Annotated in this window: 31 protein-coding genes and 1 tRNA gene; 23 read left to right on the forward strand and 9 right to left on the reverse strand. The window is 68.4% G+C overall.

Features of this window, described 5'->3' with window-relative positions; translation table 11 throughout:
- Window positions 1-6 precede the first annotated feature (6 nt).
- The 4 genes from AC5Y39_RS16280 to AC5Y39_RS16295 all read left to right on the forward strand — a co-directional run bounded on the left by AC5Y39_RS16280 (window position 7) and on the right by AC5Y39_RS16295 (window position 1,763).
- A complete protein-coding gene (locus AC5Y39_RS16280) occupies window positions 7-582 on the forward strand; it encodes an Rv2240c family protein (protein WP_500019619.1) in 576 nt (191 codons plus the stop codon).
- Between the two features lie 86 nt (window positions 583-668).
- Window positions 669-1,091 carry a DUF3052 domain-containing protein gene (locus tag AC5Y39_RS16285; RefSeq protein WP_500019621.1) on the forward strand — a complete coding sequence of 141 codons (423 nt, stop codon included), beginning with the start codon at window positions 669-671 and terminating at the stop codon, window positions 1,089-1,091.
- Complete coding sequence (locus AC5Y39_RS16290) at window positions 1,091-1,552, forward strand: peroxiredoxin (RefSeq protein WP_500019622.1); 462 nt, start codon at window positions 1,091-1,093, stop codon at window positions 1,550-1,552. The genes AC5Y39_RS16285 and AC5Y39_RS16290 overlap by 1 nt, the downstream gene beginning before the upstream one ends.
- Window positions 1,553-1,688: 136 nt before the next feature.
- Window positions 1,689-1,763 (forward strand) — tRNA-Val (locus tag AC5Y39_RS16295).
- Window positions 1,764-1,858: 95 nt separating this feature from the next.
- On the opposite strand, the gene AC5Y39_RS16300 is transcribed toward AC5Y39_RS16295, so the two are convergent.
- From AC5Y39_RS16300 to AC5Y39_RS16310, 3 genes are all read right to left on the reverse strand, one after another.
- A complete protein-coding gene (locus tag AC5Y39_RS16300) occupies window positions 1,859-3,193 on the reverse strand; it encodes a hypothetical protein (RefSeq protein ID WP_500019624.1) in 1,335 nt (444 codons plus the stop codon).
- Window positions 3,194-3,275: 82 nt separating this feature from the next.
- Window positions 3,276-4,694 carry a tyrosine-type recombinase/integrase gene (locus tag AC5Y39_RS16305; protein WP_500019626.1) on the reverse strand — a complete coding sequence of 473 codons (1,419 nt, stop codon included), beginning with the start codon at window positions 4,692-4,694 and terminating at the stop codon, window positions 3,276-3,278.
- Window positions 4,695-4,742: 48 nt separating this feature from the next.
- Window positions 4,743-5,327 (reverse strand): hypothetical protein, encoded by a 585-nt coding sequence (locus tag AC5Y39_RS16310; RefSeq protein ID WP_500019628.1) that lies wholly within the window; start codon window positions 5,325-5,327, stop codon window positions 4,743-4,745.
- A 59-nt stretch (window positions 5,328-5,386) separates the two neighbouring features.
- Between AC5Y39_RS16310 and AC5Y39_RS16315 the strand changes: the two genes are divergently transcribed.
- From AC5Y39_RS16315 to AC5Y39_RS16375, 13 genes are all read left to right on the forward strand, one after another.
- Complete coding sequence (locus tag AC5Y39_RS16315; RefSeq protein ID WP_500019630.1) at window positions 5,387-5,647, forward strand: helix-turn-helix domain-containing protein; 261 nt, start codon at window positions 5,387-5,389, stop codon at window positions 5,645-5,647.
- A gap of 83 nt (window positions 5,648-5,730) precedes the next feature.
- The gene (locus AC5Y39_RS16320) at window positions 5,731-7,887 is read left to right on the forward strand and encodes a hypothetical protein (RefSeq protein WP_500019632.1); all 2,157 of its coding nucleotides are present in this window, start codon (window positions 5,731-5,733) and stop codon (window positions 7,885-7,887) included.
- Window positions 7,888-8,473: 586 nt separating this feature from the next.
- Window positions 8,474-8,989, forward strand: coding sequence for a hypothetical protein (locus AC5Y39_RS16325; RefSeq protein WP_500019634.1), 516 nt, complete (start codon window positions 8,474-8,476; stop codon window positions 8,987-8,989).
- Window positions 8,986-9,429, forward strand: a complete 444-nt coding sequence (locus AC5Y39_RS16330) for a flagellar hook-length control protein (protein WP_500019636.1) — start codon at window positions 8,986-8,988, stop codon at window positions 9,427-9,429. The genes AC5Y39_RS16325 and AC5Y39_RS16330 overlap by 4 nt, the downstream gene beginning before the upstream one ends.
- Complete coding sequence (locus AC5Y39_RS16335) at window positions 9,419-9,757, forward strand: hypothetical protein (protein WP_500019638.1); 339 nt, start codon at window positions 9,419-9,421, stop codon at window positions 9,755-9,757. The genes AC5Y39_RS16330 and AC5Y39_RS16335 overlap by 11 nt, the downstream gene beginning before the upstream one ends.
- A 205-nt stretch (window positions 9,758-9,962) precedes the next feature.
- The gene (locus tag AC5Y39_RS16340) at window positions 9,963-11,489 is read left to right on the forward strand and encodes a terminase large subunit domain-containing protein (protein ID WP_500019640.1); all 1,527 of its coding nucleotides are present in this window, start codon (window positions 9,963-9,965) and stop codon (window positions 11,487-11,489) included.
- Window positions 11,489-11,905, forward strand: coding sequence for a hypothetical protein (locus AC5Y39_RS16345; RefSeq protein ID WP_500019642.1), 417 nt, complete (start codon window positions 11,489-11,491; stop codon window positions 11,903-11,905). The genes AC5Y39_RS16340 and AC5Y39_RS16345 overlap by 1 nt, the downstream gene beginning before the upstream one ends.
- Window positions 11,906-12,031: 126 nt before the next feature.
- The gene (locus tag AC5Y39_RS16350; RefSeq protein ID WP_500019644.1) at window positions 12,032-12,292 is read left to right on the forward strand and encodes a hypothetical protein; all 261 of its coding nucleotides are present in this window, start codon (window positions 12,032-12,034) and stop codon (window positions 12,290-12,292) included.
- The gene (locus AC5Y39_RS16355) at window positions 12,289-12,987 is read left to right on the forward strand and encodes a hypothetical protein (RefSeq protein ID WP_500019646.1); all 699 of its coding nucleotides are present in this window, start codon (window positions 12,289-12,291) and stop codon (window positions 12,985-12,987) included. The genes AC5Y39_RS16350 and AC5Y39_RS16355 overlap by 4 nt, the downstream gene beginning before the upstream one ends.
- Entirely contained in the window at window positions 12,984-13,763 is a 780-nt protein-coding gene (locus tag AC5Y39_RS16360) for a hypothetical protein (RefSeq protein WP_500019648.1), read from the forward strand. Before AC5Y39_RS16355 ends, AC5Y39_RS16360 begins: the two co-directional genes overlap by 4 nt.
- Window positions 13,760-14,113, forward strand: a complete 354-nt coding sequence (locus AC5Y39_RS16365; protein WP_500019650.1) for a hypothetical protein — start codon at window positions 13,760-13,762, stop codon at window positions 14,111-14,113. Before AC5Y39_RS16360 ends, AC5Y39_RS16365 begins: the two co-directional genes overlap by 4 nt.
- Window positions 14,110-14,694: a hypothetical protein gene (locus AC5Y39_RS16370; protein WP_500019652.1), complete on the forward strand. Its 585-nt coding sequence runs from the start codon at window positions 14,110-14,112 to the stop codon at window positions 14,692-14,694. Before AC5Y39_RS16365 ends, AC5Y39_RS16370 begins: the two co-directional genes overlap by 4 nt.
- 77 nt (window positions 14,695-14,771) lie before the next feature.
- Window positions 14,772-15,014 (forward strand): hypothetical protein, encoded by a 243-nt coding sequence (locus AC5Y39_RS16375; protein ID WP_500019654.1) that lies wholly within the window; start codon window positions 14,772-14,774, stop codon window positions 15,012-15,014.
- A 201-nt stretch (window positions 15,015-15,215) separates the two neighbouring features.
- Here the strand turns inward: AC5Y39_RS16375 and AC5Y39_RS16380 are convergent, their stop codons facing one another.
- From AC5Y39_RS16380 to AC5Y39_RS16390, 3 genes are all read right to left on the reverse strand, one after another.
- A complete protein-coding gene (locus AC5Y39_RS16380) occupies window positions 15,216-15,716 on the reverse strand; it encodes a nitroreductase/quinone reductase family protein (RefSeq protein WP_500019656.1) in 501 nt (166 codons plus the stop codon).
- Window positions 15,717-15,814: 98 nt separating this feature from the next.
- Window positions 15,815-16,219, reverse strand: coding sequence for a VOC family protein (locus AC5Y39_RS16385; protein WP_500019658.1), 405 nt, complete (start codon window positions 16,217-16,219; stop codon window positions 15,815-15,817).
- Window positions 16,212-17,027 carry an oxygenase MpaB family protein gene (locus AC5Y39_RS16390; protein ID WP_500019660.1) on the reverse strand — a complete coding sequence of 272 codons (816 nt, stop codon included), beginning with the start codon at window positions 17,025-17,027 and terminating at the stop codon, window positions 16,212-16,214. The genes AC5Y39_RS16385 and AC5Y39_RS16390 overlap by 8 nt, the downstream gene beginning before the upstream one ends.
- A gap of 36 nt (window positions 17,028-17,063) precedes the next feature.
- Between AC5Y39_RS16390 and AC5Y39_RS16395 the strand changes: the two genes are divergently transcribed.
- Window positions 17,064-18,011: a cobalamin biosynthesis protein gene (locus AC5Y39_RS16395; protein WP_500019662.1), complete on the forward strand. Its 948-nt coding sequence runs from the start codon at window positions 17,064-17,066 to the stop codon at window positions 18,009-18,011.
- Here AC5Y39_RS16395 and AC5Y39_RS16400 read toward each other — a convergent pair.
- Both AC5Y39_RS16400 and AC5Y39_RS16405 read right to left on the reverse strand, forming a co-directional pair.
- Complete coding sequence (locus tag AC5Y39_RS16400) at window positions 17,993-18,787, reverse strand: SURF1 family cytochrome oxidase biogenesis protein (protein ID WP_500019664.1); 795 nt, start codon at window positions 18,785-18,787, stop codon at window positions 17,993-17,995. The genes AC5Y39_RS16395 and AC5Y39_RS16400 overlap by 19 nt on opposite strands.
- On the reverse strand, window positions 18,787-19,281 hold the full coding sequence (locus AC5Y39_RS16405) for a low molecular weight protein-tyrosine-phosphatase (protein ID WP_500019666.1): 495 nt from the start codon (window positions 19,279-19,281) through the stop codon (window positions 18,787-18,789). Before AC5Y39_RS16405 ends, AC5Y39_RS16400 begins: the two co-directional genes overlap by 1 nt.
- Before the next feature lie 87 nt (window positions 19,282-19,368).
- Here AC5Y39_RS16405 and cobC point away from each other — a divergent pair, with 87 nt between their 5' ends.
- From cobC to AC5Y39_RS16425, 4 genes are read left to right on the forward strand one after another with little or no spacing between them, the layout of a single operon-like run.
- Window positions 19,369-20,367 (forward strand): Rv2231c family histidinol phosphate aminotransferase CobC, encoded by a 999-nt coding sequence (gene cobC, locus AC5Y39_RS16410; protein WP_500019668.1) that lies wholly within the window; start codon window positions 19,369-19,371, stop codon window positions 20,365-20,367.
- Entirely contained in the window at window positions 20,364-21,491 is a 1,128-nt protein-coding gene (locus AC5Y39_RS16415) for a Nif3-like dinuclear metal center hexameric protein (protein ID WP_500019670.1), read from the forward strand. Before cobC ends, AC5Y39_RS16415 begins: the two co-directional genes overlap by 4 nt.
- Window positions 21,488-22,213, forward strand: a complete 726-nt coding sequence (locus tag AC5Y39_RS16420) for a zinc ribbon domain-containing protein (protein ID WP_500019672.1) — start codon at window positions 21,488-21,490, stop codon at window positions 22,211-22,213. The genes AC5Y39_RS16415 and AC5Y39_RS16420 overlap by 4 nt, the downstream gene beginning before the upstream one ends.
- A complete protein-coding gene (locus tag AC5Y39_RS16425) occupies window positions 22,210-23,313 on the forward strand; it encodes a bifunctional RNase H/acid phosphatase (protein WP_500019674.1) in 1,104 nt (367 codons plus the stop codon). The genes AC5Y39_RS16420 and AC5Y39_RS16425 overlap by 4 nt, the downstream gene beginning before the upstream one ends.
- Here AC5Y39_RS16425 and AC5Y39_RS16430 read toward each other — a convergent pair.
- Window positions 23,310-24,536 (reverse strand): cytochrome P450, encoded by a 1,227-nt coding sequence (locus AC5Y39_RS16430; RefSeq protein ID WP_500019676.1) that lies wholly within the window; start codon window positions 24,534-24,536, stop codon window positions 23,310-23,312. The genes AC5Y39_RS16425 and AC5Y39_RS16430 overlap by 4 nt on opposite strands.
- A gap of 94 nt (window positions 24,537-24,630) precedes the next feature.
- Here AC5Y39_RS16430 and AC5Y39_RS16435 point away from each other — a divergent pair, with 94 nt between their 5' ends.
- Complete coding sequence (locus AC5Y39_RS16435) at window positions 24,631-25,431, forward strand: polysaccharide deacetylase family protein (RefSeq protein ID WP_500019819.1); 801 nt, start codon at window positions 24,631-24,633, stop codon at window positions 25,429-25,431.
- Window positions 25,432-25,484 lie beyond the last annotated feature (53 nt).

Raw genomic sequence — 25,484 nt, forward strand, 5'->3', positions numbered from 1 at the left:
ACCGCTGTGGCGGGGGTCCGCGCGATGCGGCGATGGCGAGTCGGTGCTCTGGCGTCCGGGCTGACTGCCACGGCGGTCATGGTGGTGGTCGGCTGCACCACGATGACGCGCGGAGAACCGACCGTCGACAGCGCCGACGCCCGCAGCTATCGCAGCTGGGTGGCGGAGTCGTCGTCGCAGGCGGCGGCATCGGCGAGCGAGCGAGAGTCCACTCGACAGGAGTCGATGACCGCCGAGGCCGTAGCCAATGCGTGCGAAATGCTCAGTGGCACCAGCGTCGACGCCGTGACGGCCATCAACGCGTATGTCAACGCGGTGGCCACGCGCAACGAGGCGGACGTGGTCGCGAAGGGCCAGGCCGCCGTCGACACACTCAATGGCGGCGCGGACAAGGTGGCGAGCACTCTCAATTCCGCGCTGTTGCCTCATATGCACCACGCGTTCACGGCCTGGGTGGACGCCACCCGCGCGGTCGCCAAGGCCATCGCCGAACGCTATGGCCAGCAGGAATTCAACGCCGAAGTCGACCGGTTCAACAATGCCAACGAGATCGCGCTGGACACCTGCGGCGGTTCGCGCTGAGCAAACTGGCCGATGATGCTAGGGCGCTGCGGCCTGGCGTGCGACGATAGGGCGGACAGGGCTCGCGTATTGAGGAGGTCTCGACGGTGGTGGCGGCGGGTGACGCCCCGAACTACGCCCGCAGGCTGGGCATCCAAAAAGATCAGGTTGTTCAGGAGTTGGGGTGGGACGAGGACGTCGACGACGACATCCGTGCCGACATCGAGGAGGCCTGTGGCTCTGAGCTACTCGACGAGGACGCAGACGAGGTTGTCGACGTCGTGTTGCTGTGGTGGCGCGACGGTGACGGTGACCTGGTGGACAGGTTGATGGATGCGATCACGCCGCTGGCCGATGACGGCATCATTTGGGTGCTCACGCCCAAGACCGGCAAACCGGGTCATGTGGTGCCGGCCGAGATCGCCGAATCGGCTCCGACGGCCGGTCTGATGCAGACGTCCTCGGCGAACCTCGGCGACTGGAGCGCAAGCCGGCTGGTGCAGCCGAAGTCACGGGCGGGGAAACGCTAGTGCTTGAGGTAGGCACTTCTGCGCCTGACTTCACCTTGCGCGACCAGAATCAGCAGCCGGTGACGCTGTCGGACTTCCGCGGTCGCAAAAACGTGCTGTTGGTGTTCTTCCCGCTGGCGTTCACCGGTGTGTGTCAGGGCGAGCTCGACGAGATCCGCGATCATCTGCCCGATTACGAGAACGACGATGTGCAGACGCTGGCGATCTCGGTGGGACCGCCTCCGACGCACAAGGTTTGGGCGACCGAAAGCGGTTACACCTTCCCGGTGCTGTCGGACTTCTGGCCGCACGGCGCGGTGGCGCAGGCCTACGGGGTGTTCAACGAGGACGCCGGCTTTGCCAACCGCGGCACCTTCGTGGTCGACCGGGAAGGGATCATTCGGTTCGCGGAAATGAAGCAGCCGGGCGAGCCGCGCGACCAAAGGCTGTGGAAGGAAGCACTGGCGGCCCTGCCGTCGTGACATCCCGCCCTCCCTTCGGCGAGCGTGCGGGTTTGTACGGCGACACGCCGGTGTTGGGCGGGCGTTAGCGCTCGGTCGTCGATGACGAGCGAGCGGATTTCCACACCGACGGCGCAGCCGGTAGCCTCCCGGCACGGGGCGCGTAGCTCAGTGGTAGAGCACTGGTTTTACACACCAGCGGTCGGCGGTTCGATACCGTCCGCGCCCACCAAGGTTATTGCAGGTCAGCGGTGCTGATCGTGCGCAAGCGATGGTCGGATGCGCGTCCGACAGGTGGCCAAGTTGCCAAGGAGTTGCCAACGGGGTTCATGCACCGCCTTGATGCGGCGGCGCTGTGGCCTCCGGTCGCCTCGGGCGCTGCCACATCGAGTGGAACTCGGCCTCACCGGTCAGCGCTCGCATAAAGGTCTCCGGCTCGGGGATCGTGGCGTTCGGGTTCGGGTTGTAGTCGAGGCGATAGGCAAGCTGATTCGGCGGGGCCACGCGGCTAGTTCTGACGTGGAGGACGCCCGACAACCAATTGCACCGGGGGTTCGGCCACAGTCGCTCCTCGATGAGCGGGCCGAGGACGTCCCAGGTGTTCGCGAACTCGTTTGGCCCGACCGCGATCCTGGGGAATGTCGATGCAATGGCGATGAAGTGCGGTGCGTTGGGGTCGCGTTGGCGCTTCTTCCGGTCGATGGACCGGCGTAGCGATTCCAGTGCAGCGGTGTGGTCGTCGTCGCCGATGCATGGATTCACGGCGTAACCGAACATCTGCCCGACGTGCGGCCCTGCCGCAAACGGCGGACCGCCATTGGCCGCGACGGGTTCCCAGTCGATGTTGTCAGGGTCCGGGAAGTGGAGCATCGGACGCCACGTCGCTCTGATCGGTCGCGGTGCTGCTTCGTCGGTGGTAACGATCTCGCCGAATTCGTTGTCGCACACCTGGTCGCAGAACTCATGGCTCCACAGGTCTTTGACCACATCCTGCGGTGACCCAATGGGCAGCTCGATGCGGACGTTTCGGGCGATGCCGCGCTTCATCATCCGCGACGACAGCGCGGTGTGGATGGTCTCGTTCATCCGGTGCCAAGCGGCGTAGGCCTCCCAATGCCACACCGTGACCTCGACGGTGACCAACCCTTCGGGCACCCGGACTCCGTAGTCGGGGGACATTGGTTGGTCACCGTGGCTTGGTCTCCAGGTGTCCGGCACCAATGGTTCGAGCAGAACAGGGGTAATTCGCGATGCGACGACGCCGCCCACCTCCAGCTCGATCAACGCCTCCTCGTAAGCGTGATCGTCAGGTGGGCGCAGCACCGTGCGGAGCCTCTGGGTGAGCGTCCTGCCGACGCCAGGGGAGGCGTTTGCCATCAGTTGGTAGAGCACGTTTGCGACGTTCATCAAGTAGTACGTCGATTGGGCACTCCCGACACCACGCCACTGAGTGCCGAGCGGGCCGACCGGATCATCCGGCCAGGCTTCGTCCTCTACCAGCTCGAAGATTTGTCGGTAGAAGTCCTGCACCCGTTCGATCAGACGTTGCCCCTGTTCGCCGAGCGCAGCCTCCTCGGCAAGCGTCGCCGCATCACGCTCGTGGAAGCCAGGCCGTGGAGGTTCGACGGGTGTGGTGTCGCCGCTGGACGAGGCAGTGGACATATCGGCATCGTATGGACAAGCGCTGACGAGTTGGGCCTTCCGCGCCGCGTGACCGACTGCGGAGTTCAGATCATCGGGGGGTTCAACCGAACAGCGCCGACCCCGCCGCGTGCAGCTCGGGAGCCTTGACGTGGGTGTAGATGCGCAACGCCACCTCGGGCGAGTGCCCGTGCCAGGCGGCGACCACATGGGGCGCGACGCCACGGTCGAACATCAGGCTGACGCTGGTGTGCCGCAGGCCGTGCAACGTGATCCGGCGCAGCCCCGCGCGCTCGCGCAGTCGGTCGAACGCATCAGACCACCATTCGGGCCGGATCGGTGTGCCGTCCTCGCGCGCGGCCACCAGGCGATCGTCGGACCACCCGACGCCGAGCGCCAGGGCCTCGGTCCGCTGGCGCTGACGCAGAGCCCGCAGCGCCTCGGTCACATCGGCGGGCAGCGGTAGCGTGCGCTTGGACCGCTTGGACTTCGGGTCGTCCTCGACGGTCGCGCCGCCGACGGTCACCCGGCCCTTGCGCACGCGCAGCGTGCCGCTGTCGAGATCGACCGCGCTCCACCGCAATCCGACTACTTCGCTACGGCGCATCCCGTAGAGCGAGCACAGCCACAGCCCGAACAGCCGATCATCGGCCACCGCCGCGCGGAACGTCTCGGCCTCGGCCAGGGTCCAGGCGCGCTCGACGTCGCTATCGTCGTCCTGGCCGTCGGCGTCGTCGGCGTCGCGGTCCTTCGGGCGGTCTGCCAGCGCGACGACATTGCGCGCCAGCACGCCCTGATCGACGTAGCTCTGGACGACCATTCCGAGCGTGGTCAAGCTGGACCGGACCGTTTGCGGTGCCAGGCCGCGCTTCTCGCTGGCGGCGGCGGTGTCGGGCTGTGCAGGCGCGTAGACCCCGCGCCGGGGGCGGGTCACCCGGCCAGTCCGCAGCAGCGCCGACAGCGCCGAGTGCACATCGCCGGGGAGCGCGGCGGCGAGGTCGGCGGCGGTGATCCCGTCGGGGTGCTCGGCCACCAGCGCGACCACGCGACCGGCCAGGCTGTCGGTCTGGTAGTGGCGGTGATCGGTGCGGGCCTCGGTGAGCATCCACGACACCAGGCCATCGACGTCGGCCTTGGTAAGGGCCTGGAGCTTGCGCCCGCCGAGGTGGCGGACAACGGGCTTGAGGTCCATCAAATAGCCGTATTTCGTCACGTGACGTATGCCGCGCCGACCGGCCAGCCACGCCTCGCACGCCTGCTCGACGGTGACGGCGGTCGGGCGGTTGTAGGTACCTGCCGACACCTCGGAAGCGATGCGGCGCAACTCTTTCCGCGCCTCGGTCTTGGTGCGGTAGGTGAACTTTCGCCGGTCGCGTGAGCCGTCGGGCTTGGTGCCGAGGTCGAGCTGGAACCAGTAGGTCACCGTGCCGTTCTTGGCGGTGTGCGTGTTGATCGGCTCAGCTCGCCGGGTGCGCTTGGCGGTCGGTGTGCTGGCCCGCTCGGGCTGGCTGTCGGTGCTCATGTGGTCGAGACTCCTCGGGTCGTGGTCGTTGGTCGGCGCGGGTACGGGTCAGTTGGTGGGGTCGACGGCGGTGGCCCAGTCGCGCCGCAGGAAACCGCGCTGCTTGGCCTGTTTGATCCAGCGGTCAACGGTGGGCAGCGGGCTGCCGAGTTGGTCGGCCACATATTCGCGCGGCGACTCGCCAATCTCGCGCGCCCACAGCAGCAGCTTGGCCACCTGGCGGTAGTGGGCGTCATCGAGCTTTCGCCGGTTCGGCGGCTCGATGTCTGGACGTCGCAGGTCGGTCGGGTCGTAGACGTCACCGGCCAGCGCGACGCCGTGCTCGGTCAACGCGATGAACCGCGCCGCCGCCTTGGCCAGCCGCCGGACAGGTATCTGCCGGATCGTGTCGGGGTCGATGTCGGCGGCGTCGTCGCTGATCAGGTGCAGCTCGACCAGGCGCGGCGCTGGCCCGCTGCTGTCGATCCGCACGCGGTAGTGGTGGCGGTGACCGACCAGCGGAATCTCGATCAGGCCGTCGGTGCTGCCGGGCTCGCCGGTCACGCGCCGGATGGCGTCGGCCATCACGTCACCTTTGATCGCGTCGGGGCCAGGGCGGTCATTCCCGCCCTTGTCGGGGTTATCACTGGGCACACAAAGACGATAACCGAATGCTGTGGCAATTATCAACAATTCGACCCATAGTGGACGCCATGACAACCACCACGACCACAACGTCGCCCACCGCGCCGGGACGGGCGGCGTGCCCGGTCATCCGGCGCGGACCCGTCACCGTCGACTATCTGCGCGTGCACCCGACCGTCAGCGTCGAGCAGGCCGCGCAATTGCTCGGCATCAGCCGGGCTTACGCCTACCAGCTCACTCGCACCGGGGAACTCGACGCGATCACGTTGGGGGAGAAGCGCGTTCGGGTCAAGTCCGCAAGCCTGCTGCGGGTGCTTGGCGAGGACTGACCGACCCCGAAAACGCAGTGCGCCCCGGCCCGACAACGACACCGGACCGGGGCGACTTACCACCGAAGCGAGGACATACCGCCATGCCCAACGACAGTGACCAGCTTACCGACAACGACGGCCAGGAGCCGGAGCACGCCGAGCGCATGGCGGGGGAGCACCTGGCGGTGCTGCTCGGCGTCGAGCCCGCCACTGCGCTGAGCGCCGTAGTGCCCGACGGTCGCGCCAAGCTGATCGCAGACTGGCTGCGCGACACGATCTATCACGGACGAGACCTGATCGACCCGCACACCGGCCAGCCGGACCGCGACCCGTGGCTGTGCGACATCCCGGTCGTGCCGACCGACATGGTGGCCGAGGCGCTGGTCGACAGGGGCGTGGCTCTGCCGACCCGCAAGGAGGTCCGCGCGTTCGCCGAGGCGAGCGGCGACACCGACCCCGACGATGAGTTTCTGCGGGCCGCGTACATTCCCGACCCCGATCTGGACGCCGCCGCGACGTCTGCGGCTGAGAAGCGCATCTGTGGGGTGCCGGAGTCGATCTTCAAGACCCTGAACGCCGACGAGCAGGACAAGGTGTTGGCCCGCAAGGTGATCGCGCCGCCCCAAGCGCCCACGGCGGTCGCGCACTGGCTGGTCCGCGAGAAGTTCAGCAGCCGCAGGCTGATGCCGCCGCCTCCCGGCAGCCCGAACCGCCGCCGCCGCGCGTGGATGCCGATGCTGGTCCGCATCGACCAGGTTTGGTACAGCTACGAGCGCCCCGGCAAGGGCGATCCGCCGCGCTGGGTGGCCCACACCGACCCCGAGTGGATGCGCGGGCGGCTGCGCGAGGTGCTGGAGAAGCTGTGGTACGTCAAGGTCCGCCAGCTCAAGGACGGCAACGAGTATTCGCTCAAGTGGTGGAACCCCGACGATCGCGGCCTGATCCAGGTGGAGAACGCCCTGGCCGACAAGCTTAGCGGCGGGACGGGCACCGCGCCGCGCGAACTGGCCGACATCTACGGTCACCGCCACGGCGTCTACTCCGGCGGCACGCGGGTGCTAGTGCGCAACGGTCTGCTCGATCTGGAGACCGGCCACGTCAGCTCCAACACCTCGCTGTGGTTCTCCCTGACGCGCATCGAGGCCGACTACGACCACCGCGCTGACCCGTACGCCGACAGTCGTTGGCTGCGCATGCTGCGCGCCCAGTGGGGCGATGACCCAGGCTCGATGCTGCTCGCTCAGATGTGGTTCGGCTACGTGATCAGCGGGCGCACCGACTTGCAGAAATTCCTATGGATGTTTGGTGAGCCCGGCAGCGGCAAATCCCAGATCACCCGAGTGCTCGACGCGCTGATCGGCAACACGGTCGAGATCGGCCTGGAGGGCCTCAACGACAAGTGGGGCCTGGAGGACGCCTACGAGACCGGAGCGGCGCTGGCGTTCATCAACGATGCGCGGTTCAACCCGCGCGACTCCAGCCTGGCGATGAACCGGCTACTGGCGATCACCGGCGGTGACCCCGGCATCCGCATCCCGCGCAAGAACCGCCGCGAGATCACCGGGCGGCTGCCGCTGCGCTTCCACGGCGTCAGCAACACCCTGCCCAACCTCAGCGACCACACAGGCGCGCTCAAGGACCGGATGCTGATGCTGGAGACGAGCGTGGCCATCAGGGACACCGCTGACGACATCAAGGACTTGGGCAAGCTGATCGCGGGCGACCCCGACGAGCTGGCGCTGGTGCTGCGGTGGGCGGTGGAGGGGTTGCGGCTGCTCAACGCCGCCGGGGGCCAGTTCGCCCGGCCCGCCCGCGCCGAGGAGATGGCCGACGAGCTGGCGCTGGCCACGTCGAACGTGCTCCAGTTCATCACCGAGTGCGCCGAGCTGGGCAGGGCCGACAAACACCAGCATCGCGGGTGCGGATGCGCCGTCGTGGACGAGGACGCGCTGTTTTACGTGTGGGGCAAGTGGACCGGGAGCAGCAAGACCGGCCAGCACATGTCCAAGGTCGCCTTCCGGCGCGCGCTGAAAACGCTGGGCATCACGACGCCCGACGGTGGCGTGGTCACCCCCGGCCAGAAGCCCAGCACGCCCGGCGGCAAGGCCCGGCGCGTCGTGTACGGCATCGTCGGGGCGGAGACGTCCTACATGGCGGCTGACCGCTTCGGCGGCATCGAGACCGTGCGGCGCGCCTCGACCGACAGCAGCGACGTCGCCGACGGCGACCCCTGGCAAAGGCCCCGCAAGACCGGCTGACGCGGGTCGTGGGCGGTGCGCCCGGCAGTTGGTTATGTGGCGGCGACAGTTGGTTATGTCGCCGCCACAGTCGGTTATGTGGGCGGTGGCGACGTCGGGGCGGGGGCGTCGCGCCGTCGGCGGCACCCGCGCGCGGTCACTGGCGGTCACATAACCAACTTCGGTCGCCACATAACCAGCACATAACCAGGTAACCCGCACCGTCGAGCGCGTTAGCGGTGCGGCGGATCGGGGCAGCTAGAACACCATCCGCGGATTAGCTGAATTTCACATAACCAACATAACCAACATAACCACCTCTTCTATCGCGTGAGGAGAGAAATGGGGGTGTATCTACACAGTGGGGGAGAACAGGTAGTTATGTCGGTTATGTCGGTTATGTGGGCTGTCGGGGGTCGATGACACCGCCCCACCGCTGCGCGCAGCCAGGCGACGGAGCCCGCCCCAACGTCGCGCCGGGCGGTGTCGTCCACGGCCGAATCGACCAACAACCGACTACAAACGAGTTTCCCGACTTTGTAGGGATTGTCAACGCGCGCAACAACATTCGGCAAGAACTGTCAACAAAGTGGGTACAGTGGCCTGCATGAACACCACTGCCCGGCGGCAGCCTCCGCGCCACCGCGACAGCCGCGCCCGTGCGGCCAAGGCGTACGAGATGCACCTGGACGGGCACACCTGGGCCGAGATCGCCGACGAGCTTGGTTTCCGTGGTCGCTCGGGTGCCCAGAAGGCCGTCAATCGGCACCTGGCCGAGACCACGCCCGACCCGTCGAACATCGCTCGCCGCAAGTGGATCGACGGGAAGGTGCGGCTGCGGGCTCGGGTCTCGCGCCAGCTCGCCCTCGCCGAGAAGGCCGAGGACGCGGATGCGGTGGCGGCACTGTCCAAGGCCGTTGATCGCATAGACGACCAGTTGGCCAAGGCTTCGGGGTATTACGCGCCGACCAACGTCAACGTCGCCGTGGATGCCGCGCCCTCGGCGGCGACCGTTGAGTGGCTGCGCCAGGTGTCGGCGGCTGCGGCTGCGGTGAGCAGCGGTGGCCAGCCTGCCGCGCTGGCGTCGGCTGCCGAGGTCATCGACGCCGAAGTGGTCCGGTGACCGCCCCGGCGCGTCCCGCCCCCGACGTCGCTGCTGCCGAGGCGGTGGCTGTGTTGATGATCGAGGTGTCGGAGGGCAGGCTTACCGCCGACATGATGGCCGACCGAGCCGCCGCCCGCATCCGCGAGGTGTTCGGTCGATGCGACGGGCCGACTGATCCGTTGTGGAGCGTCCACGCCGACCTGGCCCGCCAGGTGCTTGGCCACGGTGGCCTGAGCGCCGCCGAGCTGACCGAGTGGCTCGCTGTCCAGCGGCGTCGGGAGACCGGCGCGGAACCGGCCTCGCCGACCGAGGACGACGCCAGCGCCGACACTGACGCGGAGGTTGACCCCTTCGCCGATGTTCCCGACGAGGTGATGGCCGAGGCCGAGGAGGCCGCGCTGGCAGTGATCGAGCGATACCGCCGCGAACAGCGAGAGGACCAGACCGATGACCGATAACCCGCAGCGACGCCAGTTGCTCGACCGCCTCCGCAGCCGGGCCACAGCAGCCAAGAGCACCGAGCCGATCGCCCCCTCCGAGCTGGTCGCCGCGCCCGAGGCTGCGCCGCCCGAGCCTGCACCGCCGCGCCGCGAGCACCTCTACGGCTCGACGTACGCCGTCAAGATGTCCTTCGAGGAGCTGATGAAAACTCGGGGATACCTCGGCGAGCGAGTGCTACAGCAGCGCCGCAGCCTGGCCGCGCCGACCGCCTCCCAGCGGCAGCGTGCCGCCGCCGAGCGCCGCGCCGGATACCGGCCCGGTGAGGTGCTGTGGCCGGACGAATGACCATCCGCCGCAACGGCTTTTACCCCCGCGCGCTGGTGCCATGTCGGCAACTCGGGGTCAGGCCGGACCGTTGCCGGCGTTTGCCTGAGCATCTATCTGCGCAGCTCAAGGACTTGCAAAACGTTAGCCATATATCCGGTGACCGCTGGTGACCCGAGCAAGCGGGTCGCCGATGACGATGCGAAACGCCAGGTCAGGAGCTTTCATGTTCGCCGACACCGAGACCGCCGCGCGCGCCCTGGCCGAGGCCGAGCACATCGCCCAGCAACGCGCCCGCCGAATGCCGACGACCCCGACCGCGCTCGGGCGGCGGCTGATGGGCACCCGCTACCGCATGACCCCGACGGTCTCGATGATCGGTGAGGCGTTCGCCGAGACAATCAAGCAGCCTGATGGGCGGTTGATCGTCTCGGTGCCGCCGCGTGAGGCCAAGTCGACCACGGTCGCCGTTCTCGGCACGGTGTTCGCGCTGGCGTCCGATCCCGATACCGAGGTGATTCTGGCGAGCTACGCCGACAGCCTGGCGCAGGAGCACAGCGCCAGCGCCCGCGCCCTGATCGCCGAGCACGGCGACGCCCTCGGCATCCACCTGGCCGACGACCGGCAGGCTGTGGGGCGGTGGCGGATCGCCGGGCGTCGCGGCGGGCTGCTGGCGACCGGCCTCATGGCCGGAGTCACCGGCCAGGGCGCTGACCTGCTCGTCCTCGATGACATCGTGAAGAACGCCCAGGAGGCCGACTCCGAGACGCATCGCCGCCGCGTGCTGCATGAGTTCCGCTCGACCCTGATGACCCGTATTCACCCCGGCGCGAGCGTGATCATCATCGGTGTGCGCTGGCACCCCCAGGACTTGATCGGCACGCTGCTCGCCGAGGAGCCGGAGCGGTGGACGCACATCAGCGTTCCGGCGATCGCCGAGGCCGGGATACCCGATTCCCTTGACCGGCCCGTCGGCCAGGCGATGACCAGCGCGGTGGGCCGGACCCCTGAGCACTTCGCCGACCTGCGCCGCTCGGTCGGCGAGCGGACCTGGTACGCAGAGTTTCAGGGCGTCCCGGCCTCGCCCGAGGGCAACGTCATCCGGCGCGAGTGGCTGGACCAGTGGCGTCTCCCGGCGATGCCGGTCGCGCCGCTGCGCACTGTCGTGGCGGTCGATCCGAGCGACAGCGGCCACGGCGACGCGGCGGGCATCGTCGCGGCCAGCCTGACCCGCGACGGCGTGGTGGCCATCCACCGCGACATCAGCGAGCCGATGACGCCGGAACGCTGGGCGCGGGCGGCGGTCGAGCTGGCCATCGACACCGGGGCCAGCGAGATCGCCATCGAGACGTTCACCGCGCGCGAGGGTTATACGTCGGTGGTCAACAGCACGCTGCGCCGCTACCGGCTGCCGCACCCGATTCGTGTCACGTCCTGGCCACCGAAGCGCGACACCACTGGGCGGGGGCGCGGTGACGCGCTGGTCCGCAGCACGAAGCTGGTCGCCGGGCTGGAGAACGGCACAGTGCGGCTGGTCGGGCACCTCGACAGCTTCGAGGGCCAGGCGGTGCACTGGCAGGGCACACAACACCAGCCGGACTGCATCGCAGCGGCGGTCATCGCCCACGATGTGCTGGTGCACTCCGTCGGTCTGCTGCACGTCGTCTCGATGGGCGACATCAAGCGCCGTGCCCGCGAGGGCACGTTGCCGCCGCCGCCCGCGTGGATGCGTCGCACGATCGGTGGTCGATAGTGACCGAGACGCCGTGCAGCCCCGACCCCACCGACGTGGCGGTGTGTCACCACGACCCCCGCTGTCTGTATGGGGACAAGGCGGGCAACCTCGCGCGCGGCGGGCGTGAGGAGCTGCGCGCGTTCCTGATGGCCGAGCCCGAGAAGGCCGACAGCCACGGGCGCGGCTGTGGCTGTCACCGTTGCTTGGGCATCGAGCGCCCGATGTCCGAGGCCGACGTCGAGGCTGTGCTGGCGCATTTGTCGCCCCGCATGGCGACGCTCTACGCCCTCGGCAAGGTCGACGTTCGCGGGTGCGAGGAGTGCGGGCGCTGCGGGCATCTGAGCCCGTTGTTCGCCGACTCGGCGGGCTCGGTGCCAGGAGTGCTCGCACAGCGGCGCTGCCCGTACCACGGCTATCCGCTGCGGGCGGTGTGAACGCTGGACTGACGGCATGAGTTGCCCACCAAAGTCGGGAAACTGATTGCCTCGCAACGAGTTTCGGACACGCCGAGCTGCTTCCGGTGTTAGGTAGCTTGCACCCTTAAGTGTCAGACTGGGGTCGTGACGACAGCGACCCAGGACTACATTGCCGCCCATCCGCGCACGCGCTCGATGGCTGGCTGGCGTGCCCGCCTCGGCGCGCTGGCGTCGCGGGGCGAGACCGACGGCCCCCGCGTCGAGGAGTGCAAGGCGGCGCTGGCGTTCTGGCGCACGCGCAGCTTCCTGATCCGCGACATGGGCCTGAGCCCCGAGCGTGCCGACGACTTGCTCGACCAGATCGACTCCGAAGCGCAGACCGAGCCCGAAGCGGTGTCAGCATGATCAACGCCCAGAACCGGACCTACTCCGCGAGCGCTGCCGCCGCGCACCGACCGCCGCGCCGGTACACCCAAGCCGAGAACCGCCAGCGCCGCCGGATCGGCAAGCTGACTACCAACGGCGGCGACTTCAGCCTGGCCCGCGAGATCGCCGAGGTGTGCGAGCCGCTGGCCTGCCGGATCACCGCCGCCGACCGGCCCGCACGCTTCAACCACTGCTCGGGCCTGGCCTCGGTGCCCTGGCTGGCCGAAGCCGTCCACGAAGCGGTCGGCGTCGTCGTCGGCTGGCTCGCCGAGGTCGATGCTCGCCGTCGCACTGCGCACCTGGCCGACGACGAGGGCAAGCGCCGCTACGCGATCACGACTCTGGTGGACCTCGCCCCGCGCCCGCCGTTGCCCGAGATCGACAACGCGGCGCTGGCCGACGGCTCCTGGGTGGGCCAGCTCGTCGCCCTGGCCGACGGGCTCGACGCCCCGCTGGCCGACATGCTCGCCCGGTCCTGGCCGCCCGGTGCCAACGAACTTCGCGGCCAGACCAGCCGTTCCGAACGGCTCGACCGGCTGCTGTGGGAAACCATCGACCGCGCCGCCCTGGCGCTGGAGCGGCGACTGGACCGCGACGAAGCGCGCCCGACACCCGCGCCCGCCGCGCCCGCTGATCCGCGCGCCGAACTCGAATCGCTGGGAGTCTCCCTATGACCGCGCCCGTGCTCGCCCCCGTCCGCTTCGAGCCGCCGGTGCAGAATCCTGCGCCCGGCGGTCTCTACCCGAATGTGGTGTGGACCGACGTCGCCGCCGAGGAGGCCAGCCGCCACTTGACTGGCGTGGAGGTGCGCCCGGTCGGCAACTTCGGCGGCGCGGCATCCTCGGGCGTCTGGGATGCGCCGTGGTGCACACCGCCGCAGCTCGACGGTCCTCGCAAGGACGGCGCGCGCGCCGACGGGCTCGACCCCTTCGACCCGATCGTGGTGTGGGCGTTCGACTCCTGCGACCTGACCGCGCCCAGCCGGGCCGAGGTCGAGCAGCGGGCGGCGCAAACGCTGCGGATGCGCGAGTCGGTGATGGTGGCCCGCCAGTTCGCCGACCGCCTGCTCACCGATGCCGCACCCCAGGTGGTCGATGACGTGGTGACCGCGCTCGCCCACCTCGAAGGCAAGTTCGCCGAGGCCAACGCGGTGGGCTTCGTTCACCTCTCGCCGGAGTGGCTGCCGGTCCTGGTCGGCGAGCACCTGGTCACCAAGTCCGGCGCGAAGTGGCTCACCCCCGCCGGGCACACCCTGATCCTCGACGGCGGCTATCGGGCGGGGCTCGGAGCCACGATGGTCGCCACCAGCGCGCCGCTGTTCGGCTGGCGCGACGCGGCCCAGGTCAGGACCGCGATGGACGAGCGCGCGAACATCTTCGCCGCTGTGGCGGAGCGCAGCGTCCTGGTCGGCTACGAGGCCGCGATCGGCGCGGCCACGGTGACGCCATGACTACCGCGACCGCCACCCTCGACAACGCCGAGCCCGATGCTTACGACGGGCCGCTCTGCCGGGTGTGCGGCGGTCCGACCTGGCTGTGGCGGGGGAGCGTGCACGGCTATACGTGCACGCCGTGCCTGGACCGCTACCTCGACGCGGCGGCGGCGCGGGCTGACGCCAAGCAGCGCAAGGCGCGGGAGCGATTGCGCCACAAGGTGTTTCACGACAATGACTCAACTCCGCTCACTGCGGATCGGCGTCGGGGCGGTGGTGGCCCGCGTTGTGTACCGCGCCGCCGTCCCGGCGTCGATCCAACACCGGGCGATGTCTCGCACCGACCACTAGAAGGAGCACACCGATGACCCGAAGCAAGCCGCTCACCCTGGCCGACCTCCCCGCCAAGAAGCGCGAGCACCTCGAATTGTGCGTCCACGAAGCCGCGCACGCCGTCGCCGGAGTGGTCTACGGCGCGCGGCTGCGCTCTGCCGTCGTCGCCAGTGGCCGGATCATCGGCAATCAGGGCATGACCCGCTTCGAGCCCGATGACTTCCCCGAATACCGCAAGGCCGAGGTCGCCTACTCCGGCTCTTACGGCCAGGCCAAGTTTCGCGCTGGCGGTCGCCGCCCGAGCCAGCGCGAGCTGTACGCGGTGCTCGGCACCTGTGGCTACAAGGACGAGCGTTCACTGGTCGCCGCCGCCGCCGCGAGCGCGACCGGCGATCACAGCGCCCGCGACGTCGTGCCGCTGCTGGAGCGCTGCTGGCCAGCGGTGATCACTCTGGCTCAGCAGTTGCGCCGCAGCGGCGAGGTCCGCCACGACGACGTGCTCGCCGCGCTCGGCGTCACCGACGGCGGCGGGCTTACCAGCGTGCAGCTCGCCAGTCTCCGGTCGGGCTCCCGGTCGGTGCCGCCGATCGCCCCGAAGCAACCCGCCCCCGCCTGACCTTCTGCACTACCCGCGCTGCCAACAACCACGGGTCTGACCTCACCCAACGACAGCACGACCCGAGGGAGCCCGAAATGACGACAACAACGACGACGACGACAGCCGAACGCTGGGCGGTGGACTACTGCCCGAAGTGCAACCCGCTCGGCCACCACGCCGAGAGCCCCATCCGCGCCGCTACGCTGACCGAGCCCTACGCGGTGACCGCCGGACGTGGGCGCTGGGCGCTGTGCAAATACCAGTGCGCGGAATGCGGTCACACCTGGCAGCGGGCCGACCTGTGGACCGCCAAGAGCGCGGGCCTGCCCGCTGCCTGAACGGCCCCGAACACCCGTTCGTCGTGTTGCCGCCAAGTTGCCAAGACACGGCGAAACACTGTGGACACGGCGGCATCAGTCGGACACGTCCACGGCGCTGACCTGGACGTCCTGGACACCGTAGAACGCATGTTCACTTTCTCCGGTCCCTTTACACACCAGCGGTCGGCGGTTCGATACCGTCCGCGCCCACTTAGACCACTAGGCGGCAGTCAGCCGAAAGATCGGAATGGTCCGGCCTACCTGTGCCGTCTTCGCCTTGTAGTCGGCGAAGCCTTCGTAGTACTGCTCGGCGAGCCTGTAGAGGTGTTCGTAGTCGGCGGGATCGGTGACCTCCTCAGCGCGGAACGCCTCCCCGCCGAATTCGCATTCGGGATGCGCTTTGAGGTTGTAGTACCACTGCGGATGCTTGTCGCGCCCGTAGTTCGACGCGACCACGATCACGTCGTCGCCGTCGTGAAAGTAGGCCAGTTGCGTCTGCCGCGGCTGGCCGGTCTTGGCGCCTCTGGTCTTGAGGGTTGCCGACGGCACGTTGAACATGCCCCAGCTCACCCGACCCTTGGTGACGCGGCTGAGCCACGGGTCAGTTTTCGACGCAATGTTTCGTGCGAGGAACTGACCGGCCGACGAACGCGCAAAGTTGTTCAGCGCGCGTCTGAGCGCGGTGTCGGGCGGGGTGGGGTCGACGTGACGCAATGGCATGGACTGACGTTACCCGGCTCGCTTGTCATCGAGCCTGCGCGTAGAGCGCGGTTCATCGCTGCAACGCGATCTGTGCGCAGTGTCGACGAGGTCACCGACTACCGAGCTGCCGGCGGAGCGAAGAACTCCAGGGCTATGCCGTCGGGGTCACGGAAGCTCAACCCGGATCCGTAGCCGGCGTCGACGATCCCGCCGTGGCTGATTCCGAGCTGGTTGAGCCGTTCCATCCACTTCTCGAGTTCACGGCGATCGGCCACACCGAAGCCGACATGGTCCAAGCCGACCCGGAACTCGGTGAACCGCTCGTCGGGCACGCCGCGCTCATGTTGGTGGATGCCCAGCAGCGTGCCGCCGTCGAGCAGCCACACCAGGTGCCGGAATCCGGCGTCGGTGTGCTCGTCGAGCACCGGCTCTGCATCGAGCAGCCGTCGATACCAGGGACCACTGACTTTCATGTCCTTGACGGTGAGCGCGACGTGCGCGAGACCCGGAAAACTAGACAACACGCCGACCCTTTCTGTGCCGAGAACGCATGTCCCGCAGATACATCTGATAGCCCAGCAGCCACAGCCGCCGCGGAATCACCTTGTCCGCCAACCGCAGTCCGGTCAGCAGCAGTTCGAACCGGCGCTGCTGCGCGGCGCTCCACGGCAACCGCATGTGAGCCCGGAATTCAGGGGGCAGAAAGCCGGTGGTGGCGAACAGGTTCAGCGGACCGCCGACTACTCGCAGCGGCCAGGGCAGAAAGGCCAAACTGGCCACGCCGTAGAGGTGCTCGCGCACTGGCGGGTCGATCCTCAGCTCGTCCAGCGAACGCTTCCAGTACTCGTCGAACGCGGCCCGGTCCGCCGGCCACATGCTTTCCGGCACTTGCAACGTGGTGCCGAGCCGTCTGGCGTCGCGGTACACCGCGTCGGCGGCGTCGTCGTCGAGCGGCCCGTACAGAAACTCGTGCTGATCGACGAAGTAGCGGTACAGGCACGCCGCTACCCACAGTTGCAGCTTGGGGTCAAAAGCGTTGTAGCGCACCGGGCTTTGCTTCGTAGAGCGCACCTGCGCGTGGGCGGTGTCGACGGCGCGCCGGATCACCTCGCGGTCCTCATCGGTGCCGACGGTCGCCGCCGCCAGATAAGTCCCCGTGGTGCGGGCTCGTTTGAACGGATGCTTGTACACGTTGCCAGAGTCGACCGGACTCTCCAGCAGCCCGTAGCCCACGGCCGGCGCCGACAGCTGCATGACCACGTTCGCCGCCGGCAGCAGCAATGCGGCGGGGTTCAACAAATCGGCGACTCGCTGCGGGCGGCGCTTCACAAAAAGTAGTACACCACGATGTGAGACGCTGCCGGAATGTTTGGGCACAAGGCCGTCGGCATCTCCGCCGGCTGGCTCGCGGACCTGGTGTTCGCCGACCCACAGCGTCTCCATCCGGTCGCAGGGTTCGGTGCAACCGCGGCGGCTTTGGAGGGTGTCACCTACCGCGATGCGCGCTGGGCCGGGGTGGCGCACGTCAGCTTGCTGCTCGGCGCGGTAGCGGTAGTCGGCCTGACCGTCGACACCCTGGCGGGCCGGGTCAGGTGTGCGACGACCGCCGCTGCGACCTGGGCGGCGCTCGGCGGAACGTCGCTGCTGCGGACGGCATCGCAGATGGCCGGGACGCTGGAGCGGGGTGACCTCCGGGGCGCACGCCACCTCCTGCCGTCGCTGTGCGGTCGTGACCCCGAAGCTCTGGACCGCGACGGGCTGGCCCGCGCGGCGTTGGAATCGTTGGCGGAGAACACATCTGACGCGCATGTCGCGCCGCTATTCTGGGCAACCCTCGGCGGGCTGCCCGGTGCGCTGCTCTACCGGTCGGTCAACACACTCGACGCGATGATCGGCTACCGTTCGCCCCGCTATGCTCAATTCGGTTGGGCCGCAGCCCGATTAGATGACCTCGCCAACATGATCCCCGCCAGGGTGACCGCGGCGCTCGTCGTCGTATGCGCTCCGTTGGCCGGTGGATCGCCGACGCGCGCCGTGCGGGCTTGGCGACGCGACGCCGGCCGGCACCCGAGCCCCAACGCAGGTGTGGTGGAAGCGGCGTTCGCCGGCGCGCTCGGAATACGGCTGGGTGGCCCTACCCGCTATCCGCACGGACTCGACATCCGGCCCGTCCTCGGTGACGGGGCACCGCCCGGCGTACCGGACCTGCGCCGCGCGATCCGATTGTCGCGGATGGTGCAGACGGCTGCGGCGCTTTTGGCGGTGGCCGGCGCGAGCCGTATCGACCGGCTCTGTCAGCGCCTGCGGCCGTAGCGGTCGGCGAGTTTCTCCTCAGCCGTCACCGGCGCCGTCCGCTGTTCCGAGCTTTCCCGTCGACGCTGCCGGACCTCCGCATAAATGAAGTAGCCCAATCCGATCGGCGCCAGAATCCCGAACGCGATCCACTGGATCCCGTACGACAAGAACGGTCCGGCATCCAAATGCGGCAGCGGCAGCACGCCGAGTCCGCCCGGCTGGTTCTCCACGAGTTGCAGGTACGGAGCCGCCAACGCGACCCCGGTCAGCTCGCTCACCTGCTGTGTGTTGATCGAATACACCTGAGCCAGACCGCTTTCGACGATCGGCGCCTTGTCGGCTCGCTGCTCCGAATCACGCAGCCGAGCCGTGATGGTCACCGGTGTCGGGGGCGCAGCAGGAATGGGCGGCACCCGCGAGCCTTCCAGCGGCCGCAGATAGCCGCGATTCACCAGGACGACAGGTCCGCCGTCGACGGCGAAGGGTGTCAGCACCTCGAACGCCGGCTGCCCGTCGACCACTCGTAGGCGCGCGAGCACCGTCTTGTCGGCCACGTAGTGGCCGGTTGCCGTCACGCGTCGCCACTGCGCCGAATCTGCCTGCGGCAGAACCGAATTGAGCGGTACCGGGTCCGCCTTCAGCGAGGCCGCGATCTGGTTGTTCTCACGCGACGTCTTGGTGTTCTTGCCCAGCTGCCACGGCGCCAAGACGGTGAAGCACAAGTAGGCGAACGCCGCGACCACCACGGCCAGCACAAGCCAACCCGGCCGGAAAACGAACGCCCAGCGTCGCATCAGCGCCTCACGCCCCGCGTGGCCAACTGTTGGTCGACCCACTCATGCAGGCCGGGCAGCGACGCCTCGATCACTTCGAACGTCTCCTCGAAGTCGGCGTGCGCGCCGTAGTACGGATCCTCGACGTCCAGCGCGTGCGCGCCCGACCGCGGGTCGAACGAGCGCAGCAGCCTGATTCGTTCGCTCGGCACCCCCAAATGAGCGAGCATCCGGGCGTGATTGCGGCCCAGCGCCACCACCAGATCGGCGGCCAGGTGGTCGTCGTCGAGTTGGGCTGCGCAGTGCGCGGTGGGATAACCGTGGGCACGCAGCACCCGGCTCGCGCGTTCGTCGGCCTCGCAGCCCACGTGCCAGTCGCCAGTGCCGGCGCTGCTCACGCGCACGTGCTCGTCCAGGCCCCGCTCGCGAAGCTGATGAGCGAACATCTTCTCGGCCATCGGCGACCGGCAGATGTTGCCGGTGCACACGAACGTCACGTGCAAGCGCTCAGACACCGAGCACCTCGCGCAGTGCAATCACCAATTGCGGCCGTGCGGTCACCCGTCCATTCTCTCTGATCGCCGCGCACTACTGTTTCTGCTGTGCGGTACCACGGCGACCAGGCGGCGACGCCCGGAATGCTGGACTTCGCGGTCAACGTCCGCGGCGCCGCGCCACCGGCGTGGTTGCTCGACCGGTTGGCCGCCCGCCTGGCGGATCTGGGCCGGTATCCGAGCCAGGACGACGAACACTCGGCACGGGCTGCGGTAGCCGCCAGGCACGGCCGCGACGCCGCCGAGGTGATGCTGCTGGCCGGCGCCACCGAGGCATTTTCGCTGATGGCCAACTTGCGATCGCGTCTTGCCGCGGTGATCGCGCCGTCGTTCACGGAACCCGCGGCCGCGCTGACGGCCGCCGGCGTTCCCGTCGTCCACGTCGTGCTGGCCCCGCCGTTCGGCCTTCGCGGCGCCGTGGTGCCCGACGAGGCCGACCTCGTGGTCGTCGGCAACCCCACCAATCCGACGGCGGTCCTGCACGGCCGCGAGCTGATCGAGGCCCTGCGCCGGCCGGGCAGGATCGTCGTGGTCGACGAGGCGTTCGCCGATGCCGTTCCCGGCGAGCCGCAGTCGCTGGCGCGTGAGCCGCTGCCCGACGTGGTGGTGCTGCGCAGCCTGACCAAGACGTGGGCGCTTCCGGGCCTGCGGGTGGGCTACGCGCTGGGCGCCCCCGAAGTGCTGGAGCGGCTGGCCGTCACCCGCCCGCACTGGCCGTTGGGCACGTTACAACTCGAGGCGCTGACGGCCTGCAACTCCGCAGCCGCTGTGATGGAGGCCGCGAAGGCGGCGGCCGGGTTGGTGGCGATGCGCGCGGAAATGGTCGACGCGCTGACCGCATCCGGGTTGCGGGTGATCGACGGCGACGCACCGTTCGTGCTGTTCGAGGTCCCTGATGCACACTTGGCCCGAAAGCGGCTGCGCGAGAAGGGGATTGCCGTGCGTCGCTGCGACACCTTCGAAGGTCTCGACGGGCAGTACCTGCGTGCCGCGGTGCGACCGGAATGGCCAACGCTGGTCGCCGCGCTTGCGGAGATCCTGACGTGAGTGTGCTTCTGCGTGACGTCATCGACGTGCTGGAGCAGGCGTATCCGCCGCGGCTCGCGGAGGAGTGGGATTCGGTGGGTCTTGTGTGCGGCGACCCCGACGATGTGGTGACCGACGTCGTCGTCGCCGTCGACGCCACCCCCGCGGTGGCTGCCGAGGTACCCGACGGCGGCCTGCTGCTGGCGCATCACCCGCTGCTGTTGCGGGCGGTCGACACCGTCGCGGCCAGCACCCCCAAGGGGGCGCTAGTGCACTCCCTGATCCGCACCGGCCGCGCACTGTTCACCGCCCACACCAACGCCGACTCGTCGTCGCCGGGGGTGTCCGACGCGCTGGCGCAGGCCATCGGTGTGCAGGTGGACGGCGTGCTGTCTCCGATGTCGGACGGTCCGGCGCTGGACAAGTGGGTGGTGTTCGTGCCGCCGGAGAACGCCGACGCGGTCCGCACGGCGATGTTCGCCGCCGGCGCCGGGCAGATCGGTGACTACTCGCACTGCAGCTGGAGCGTGACCGGTACCGGCCAATTCCTGCCGCATGAGGGGGCTAGGCCCGCCATCGGCAGCATCGGATCGGTCGAAAAGGTCACCGAGGATCGGGTGGAGGTGATCGCGCCCGCATCGGCCCGCCCTGCGGTGCTGTCGGCGATGCGTTCCGCACACCCGTACGAGGAACCGGCGTTCGACGTGTTCGCGCTCGCGCCGCTGCCCGGCGACGTCGGCCTCGGCCGGACCGGTCGGCTTCCCACCCCAGAGCCGTTGCGCGCGTTCGTATCCCGGGTTCGGCGGGGCCTGCCTGCGACGTCGTGGGGGGTGCGCGCAGCGGGAGATCCGGACCGGACGGTATCGCGGGTGGCGGTCTGCGGGGGAGCGGGTGACTCGCTGCTCGACGCGGTGGCTCGCGCCGGAGTCGACGTCTACGTCACCGCCGATCTGCGCCACCACCCCGCAGACGAACATCGTCGGGTATCCGACGTCGCACTCATCGACGTCGCGCACTGGGCCAGCGAGTTCCCGTGGTGCGCTCAGGCGGCCGACGTATTGCGCAGTTCTTTCCGCGAGTCGCTGACCGTGGGGGTTTCGGACATTCGCACCGACCCTTGGAACGTCGAGGAGGTGAGTTCATGAAAGCTGCTGTGGATCAACAACGTTCGCTGGCCGAGATCGTCGAGATCGACGCCGAGTTGGCACGCGCCGCGCACCGTCGCTCGCGGCTCCCCGAGATCGAGCGTTATGAGGAACTGCAGTCGCAGCAGCGCAGCGCCAACGATCGCCTCGCCGCACTGGAGCTTGCGCTCGATGACCTGCAAACACAGATCAGTCGTTTCGAGGGTGAGATCGAAGCGGTACGGCAACGGGAAGAACGGGACCGCAAGCTGCTGGCATCACCGGGAACGGATGCCAAGCAGCTCAACGACTTACAGCATGAGTTGGAGACGTTGCAGCGCCGTCAGGCCAGCCTCGAGGATTCGCTGCTGGAGGTGATGGAGCGCCGAGAGGAGCTACAGCTCGACCAGAAACGCGAGCTCGCCGAAATCGACCGACGGCAGGCCGAGCTCGGCGTCGTCCAGCAGTCTCGCGACCAGGCGCTGGCCGAGATCGACCGAATCGCCGAAGAGCGAGCACAGCGCAGGGCGCAGCTTGTCGCGAGCCTGGATCCCGAACTCGCGGCGCTGTACGAGCGGCAACGGTCCACGGCCGGGGTGGGTGCCGGATTGCTGCAGGGACGACGGTGCGGAGCGTGCCGCATCGAATTGGACCGCGGCGAACTTGCCCGCATCTCTGCGGCCGCCGAAGACGAGGTCCTGCGCTGCCCCGAATGCCGGGCGATCCTGTTGAGGGTCGCATGAAGGTGATCGTCGAGGCCGACGGCGGCTCACGCGGCAATCCGGGCCCTGCCGGTTTCGGCTCGGTGGTGTGGTCGGCTGATCACTCGACCGTGCTGGCGGAAATCAAGGAAGCGATCGGCACCGCCACCAACAACGTCGCTGAGTATCGCGGATTGATCGCGGGACTCACCGAGGCGGTGCGGCTGGGTGCCCGCGACGTCGAGGTGGCACTGGACTCCAAGCTCGTGGTCGAGCAGATGTCGGGGCGCTGGAAGGTCAAGCACCCGGATCTAGCCGAGCTGCATCGCGAGGCGCGCGAGCTTGCCGCCCGGTTTGACACCATCTCGTACAGATGGATTCCGCGGGAACAGAATTCGCATGCGGACCGGCTGGCGAATGAGGCGATGGACGCGGCCGCGGAGCTCACCGATCCGCCGCCGCGACAGCCACACGAGACTGCGGTGTCGTCGTCTCCTGCCCGCTGGACCGGTGCGCAGGGAGCTCCGACGCGCATGTTGTTGCTGCGCCACGGCCAAACCGAGTTGTCGGTGCAGCGCCGCTACTCGGGCCGCGGCAATCCGCCGTTGACTGATATCGGTCGGCGCCAAGCGGAAGCGGCTGCCGAGTATCTGGCTGAGCGCGGCGGCATCGCCGCCGTGGTGACCTCTCCGTTGCAGCGCGCCTACGACACCGCGGCCACCGCGGCCAAGGCGCTCGGCGTCGACGTCGTGGTCGACGACGACCTCATCGAAACCGACTTCGGCGCCTGGGAGGGGCTGACATTCGCCGAGGCGGCCGCACGCGACCCGGAATTGCACCGAAAATGGCTGGGCGACACCAGCATCGCCCCGCCGCGCGGCGAAAGCTTCGCTAGCGTGCAGCATCGCATTCGTCGGGCCAAAGACCGGATCATCGCCGAAAACGGCGGTGCCACAGTGCTTGTGGTGTCGCACGTGACGCCGATCAAGACCATGCTGCAGCTGGCACTCGGGGCCGAATCCAGCATCCTGTACCGGCTGCACCTCGATTTGGCGTCGCTGTCCATCGCCGAGTTCTACCCCGACGGCAATGCGTCGGTCCGGTTGGTGAACCAGACCGACTATCTTCGCCATCTGCGCTAGCGCGGCGTCAGATGCACAGGCATGTGCCGCACGCCGGTGTGCTTGTTGCTGCGGACATACTCCACCGGTCCGGCAGGTGACACCTCGGCGACGCGGTCCAGCAACGCGTCGAACACGACGCGAATCTCCATCCGCGCCAGAGCCGCGCCCAGGCAGAAGTGGGTACCCCGTCCGAATGCCAAGTGGGCGTTCGGGTTTCGGGTGATGTCGAAGGTGTAGGGGTCGGCGAACACCGATTCGTCGCGGTTGGCTGACGCCCACCACAGCGTGACCTTGTCGCCGGCTTTGATCCGCTGACCGCCGATCTCGACGTCACGGGTGGCGGTGCGGCGGTTGTACGGCGTCGAGGACGCCCACCGCAGAATCTCCTCTACGGCTCGAGGCAGCAACGAGCGGTCGTTGCGCAGCCTTTCCATCGCCTCCGGGTGCTCGCTGAGCGCCATCATGCCGATCGCAATCGAGTTGCGGGTGGTCTCGCTGCCCGCCGCGATGATCAGCGAGAAGAACATGTGCTGTTCCATCTCGGACAGTGGCTCGTCGTCGATCAGCCCGTGCGACACCACCGACAACAGATCGTCGGCAGGGTCGCGGCGCTTGCGCTCGAGCAGCATCGTGCCGTACGCGAACATCTCCGCGGACGCCTGCTGGGTTCGGGCGGTAGCCTCGCCGACTTCGCGGTCGTCGTAGTCCAGGGTGACGTTGGCCCAATTCAGCAGCTGGTGGCGGTCCTCTTGAGGCACACCGACCAGCTGCGCCACCGCCTGCAGCGGCAACTCCGCCGCCACGTCGACCAGAAAGTCGCAGTCGGCCTTGGCCACCGCCGCGTCGACGATCTGACTCGCGCGCCGGCGTAGGTCTTCCTCGATGGCCGCCAAGGTCTTGGGCGCGACGCTGGGCGTCAGCAGCCGGCGGAATTTGGCGTGCCGGGGGTCGTCCATCATGTTGAGCAGGACGCCGATTGCCCAGTCGCGCGCCATGTCCTCGAGCGTCGTGCCGCCCCCCTCGCGGTCGCCGCCCGTCTCCGACGAGAACGTCGCCGGGTCGGCCGCGGCGGCGACGATGTCGGTGTAGCGGCTGAGCACCCAGAACCCTTCGCCGCCCGGCGTGTGCGGCGTCGGCGGATGAAACCACACCGGCGAGACGCGCCGAAGTTCGTCGAACCAGTGGTACGGAAAACCGGCCGCGAACCGGTCGAGGTCGGTCAGGTCGATCTCGTCGTGCATGCAGATACGGTCTCACAACGGCGTGTGACCGCTGTTTTTGTTGTTACCAGTGATACGGTCCGCGCCTGTGGCAGAGCTCAACCGGCGCAGGTTCATGGCTGGGCTTGCCGTCGCGATCGTGTCGGGTGTCGGCATCGCCCGCTGTGAAGTAAGTACGGCACCGCGCGTGCTGGCAGCGGCAAAGGATCCCGCGCCGGTGCCTGCGCCGGCCCGGTTGCCCGGGCTGCTGCCGCCGCCTCCGCCGGCGTCGCGAATCACGTTGCCCGGCAACGGGGCATTGTGGAGTCTGCCCGGCAACGGCGACGCGTTGGCGCTGACCCTCGACGACGGCGTGGATAGCGACGTCGTGCGGATGTACACCCAGTTCGCGAAGGACACCGGGCTGCGATTCACGTATTTCGTCAACGGCCGCTACAGCTCGTGGACGGACAACAAGGACCTGTTGCGGCCGCTGGTGGAGTCGGGCCAGATCCAGTTGGGCAATCACACCTGGTCGCATCCGGACCTCGCGACGCTGCCGGTGAAGCGGGTGATCGACGAAATCGGCCGCAATCACACGTTTTTGAAGAAGACGTACGGCGCGAACGCCCGACCGTACTTGCGGCCGCCGTACGGCAGCCGCAATCCCCGCGTCGACCAGGCCGCCGCCGCACTCGGCTACACCGTGATGACGTTGTGGTCAGGCGACTTGGGCGACTCCAACGTCGTCACCGAGGACTACATCGTCAAGCGGGCCGACAAGTACTTCACCCCACAGACCATTGTGATCGGCCATCTCAACCACAAGCCGGTCACCCATGTCTACGGCCAGCTCGTCGACATGATTCGCGACCGTCAGCTCCGGTCCGTCACGCTGAATGACGTCTTCTTGAAGCCGTCGTCGGCGATCGTGTAGGAACGCCGCCGATTAGGTGCAGGGCACTCCGTGTGTGCCGCCGACCCAGTGGC

The sequence above is a fragment of the Mycobacterium sp. NGS39 genome (genome assembly GCF_059812765.1).

Excerpts from the sequence above, each read along its gene's own strand:
- AC5Y39_RS16300 (WP_500019624.1), bottom strand. The coding sequence starts at position 3,193 with ATGTCCACTGCCTCGTCCAGCGGCGACACCACACCCGTCGAACCTCCA.
- AC5Y39_RS16305 (WP_500019626.1), bottom strand. The coding sequence starts at position 4,694 with ATGAGCACCGACAGCCAGCCCGAGCGGGCCAGCACACCGACCGCCAAG.
- AC5Y39_RS16315 (WP_500019630.1), top strand. The coding sequence starts at position 5,387 with ATGACAACCACCACGACCACAACGTCGCCCACCGCGCCGGGACGGGCG.
- AC5Y39_RS16320 (WP_500019632.1), top strand. The coding sequence starts at position 5,731 with ATGCCCAACGACAGTGACCAGCTTACCGACAACGACGGCCAGGAGCCG.
- AC5Y39_RS16325 (WP_500019634.1), top strand. The coding sequence starts at position 8,474 with ATGAACACCACTGCCCGGCGGCAGCCTCCGCGCCACCGCGACAGCCGC.
- AC5Y39_RS16335 (WP_500019638.1), top strand. The coding sequence starts at position 9,419 with ATGACCGATAACCCGCAGCGACGCCAGTTGCTCGACCGCCTCCGCAGC.
- AC5Y39_RS16340 (WP_500019640.1), top strand. The coding sequence starts at position 9,963 with ATGTTCGCCGACACCGAGACCGCCGCGCGCGCCCTGGCCGAGGCCGAG.
- AC5Y39_RS16355 (WP_500019646.1), top strand. The coding sequence starts at position 12,289 with ATGATCAACGCCCAGAACCGGACCTACTCCGCGAGCGCTGCCGCCGCG.
- AC5Y39_RS16360 (WP_500019648.1), top strand. The coding sequence starts at position 12,984 with ATGACCGCGCCCGTGCTCGCCCCCGTCCGCTTCGAGCCGCCGGTGCAG.
- AC5Y39_RS16365 (WP_500019650.1), top strand. The coding sequence starts at position 13,760 with ATGACTACCGCGACCGCCACCCTCGACAACGCCGAGCCCGATGCTTAC.
- AC5Y39_RS16370 (WP_500019652.1), top strand. The coding sequence starts at position 14,110 with ATGACCCGAAGCAAGCCGCTCACCCTGGCCGACCTCCCCGCCAAGAAG.
- AC5Y39_RS16375 (WP_500019654.1), top strand. The coding sequence starts at position 14,772 with ATGACGACAACAACGACGACGACGACAGCCGAACGCTGGGCGGTGGAC.
- AC5Y39_RS16380 (WP_500019656.1), bottom strand. The coding sequence starts at position 15,716 with ATGCCATTGCGTCACGTCGACCCCACCCCGCCCGACACCGCGCTCAGA.
- AC5Y39_RS16395 (WP_500019662.1), top strand. The coding sequence starts at position 17,064 with ATGTTTGGGCACAAGGCCGTCGGCATCTCCGCCGGCTGGCTCGCGGAC.
- AC5Y39_RS16400 (WP_500019664.1), bottom strand. The coding sequence starts at position 18,787 with ATGCGACGCTGGGCGTTCGTTTTCCGGCCGGGTTGGCTTGTGCTGGCC.
- AC5Y39_RS16420 (WP_500019672.1), top strand. The coding sequence starts at position 21,488 with ATGAAAGCTGCTGTGGATCAACAACGTTCGCTGGCCGAGATCGTCGAG.
- AC5Y39_RS16425 (WP_500019674.1), top strand. The coding sequence starts at position 22,210 with ATGAAGGTGATCGTCGAGGCCGACGGCGGCTCACGCGGCAATCCGGGC.
- AC5Y39_RS16430 (WP_500019676.1), bottom strand. The coding sequence starts at position 24,536 with ATGCACGACGAGATCGACCTGACCGACCTCGACCGGTTCGCGGCCGGT.
- AC5Y39_RS16435 (WP_500019819.1), top strand. The coding sequence starts at position 24,631 with ATGGCTGGGCTTGCCGTCGCGATCGTGTCGGGTGTCGGCATCGCCCGC.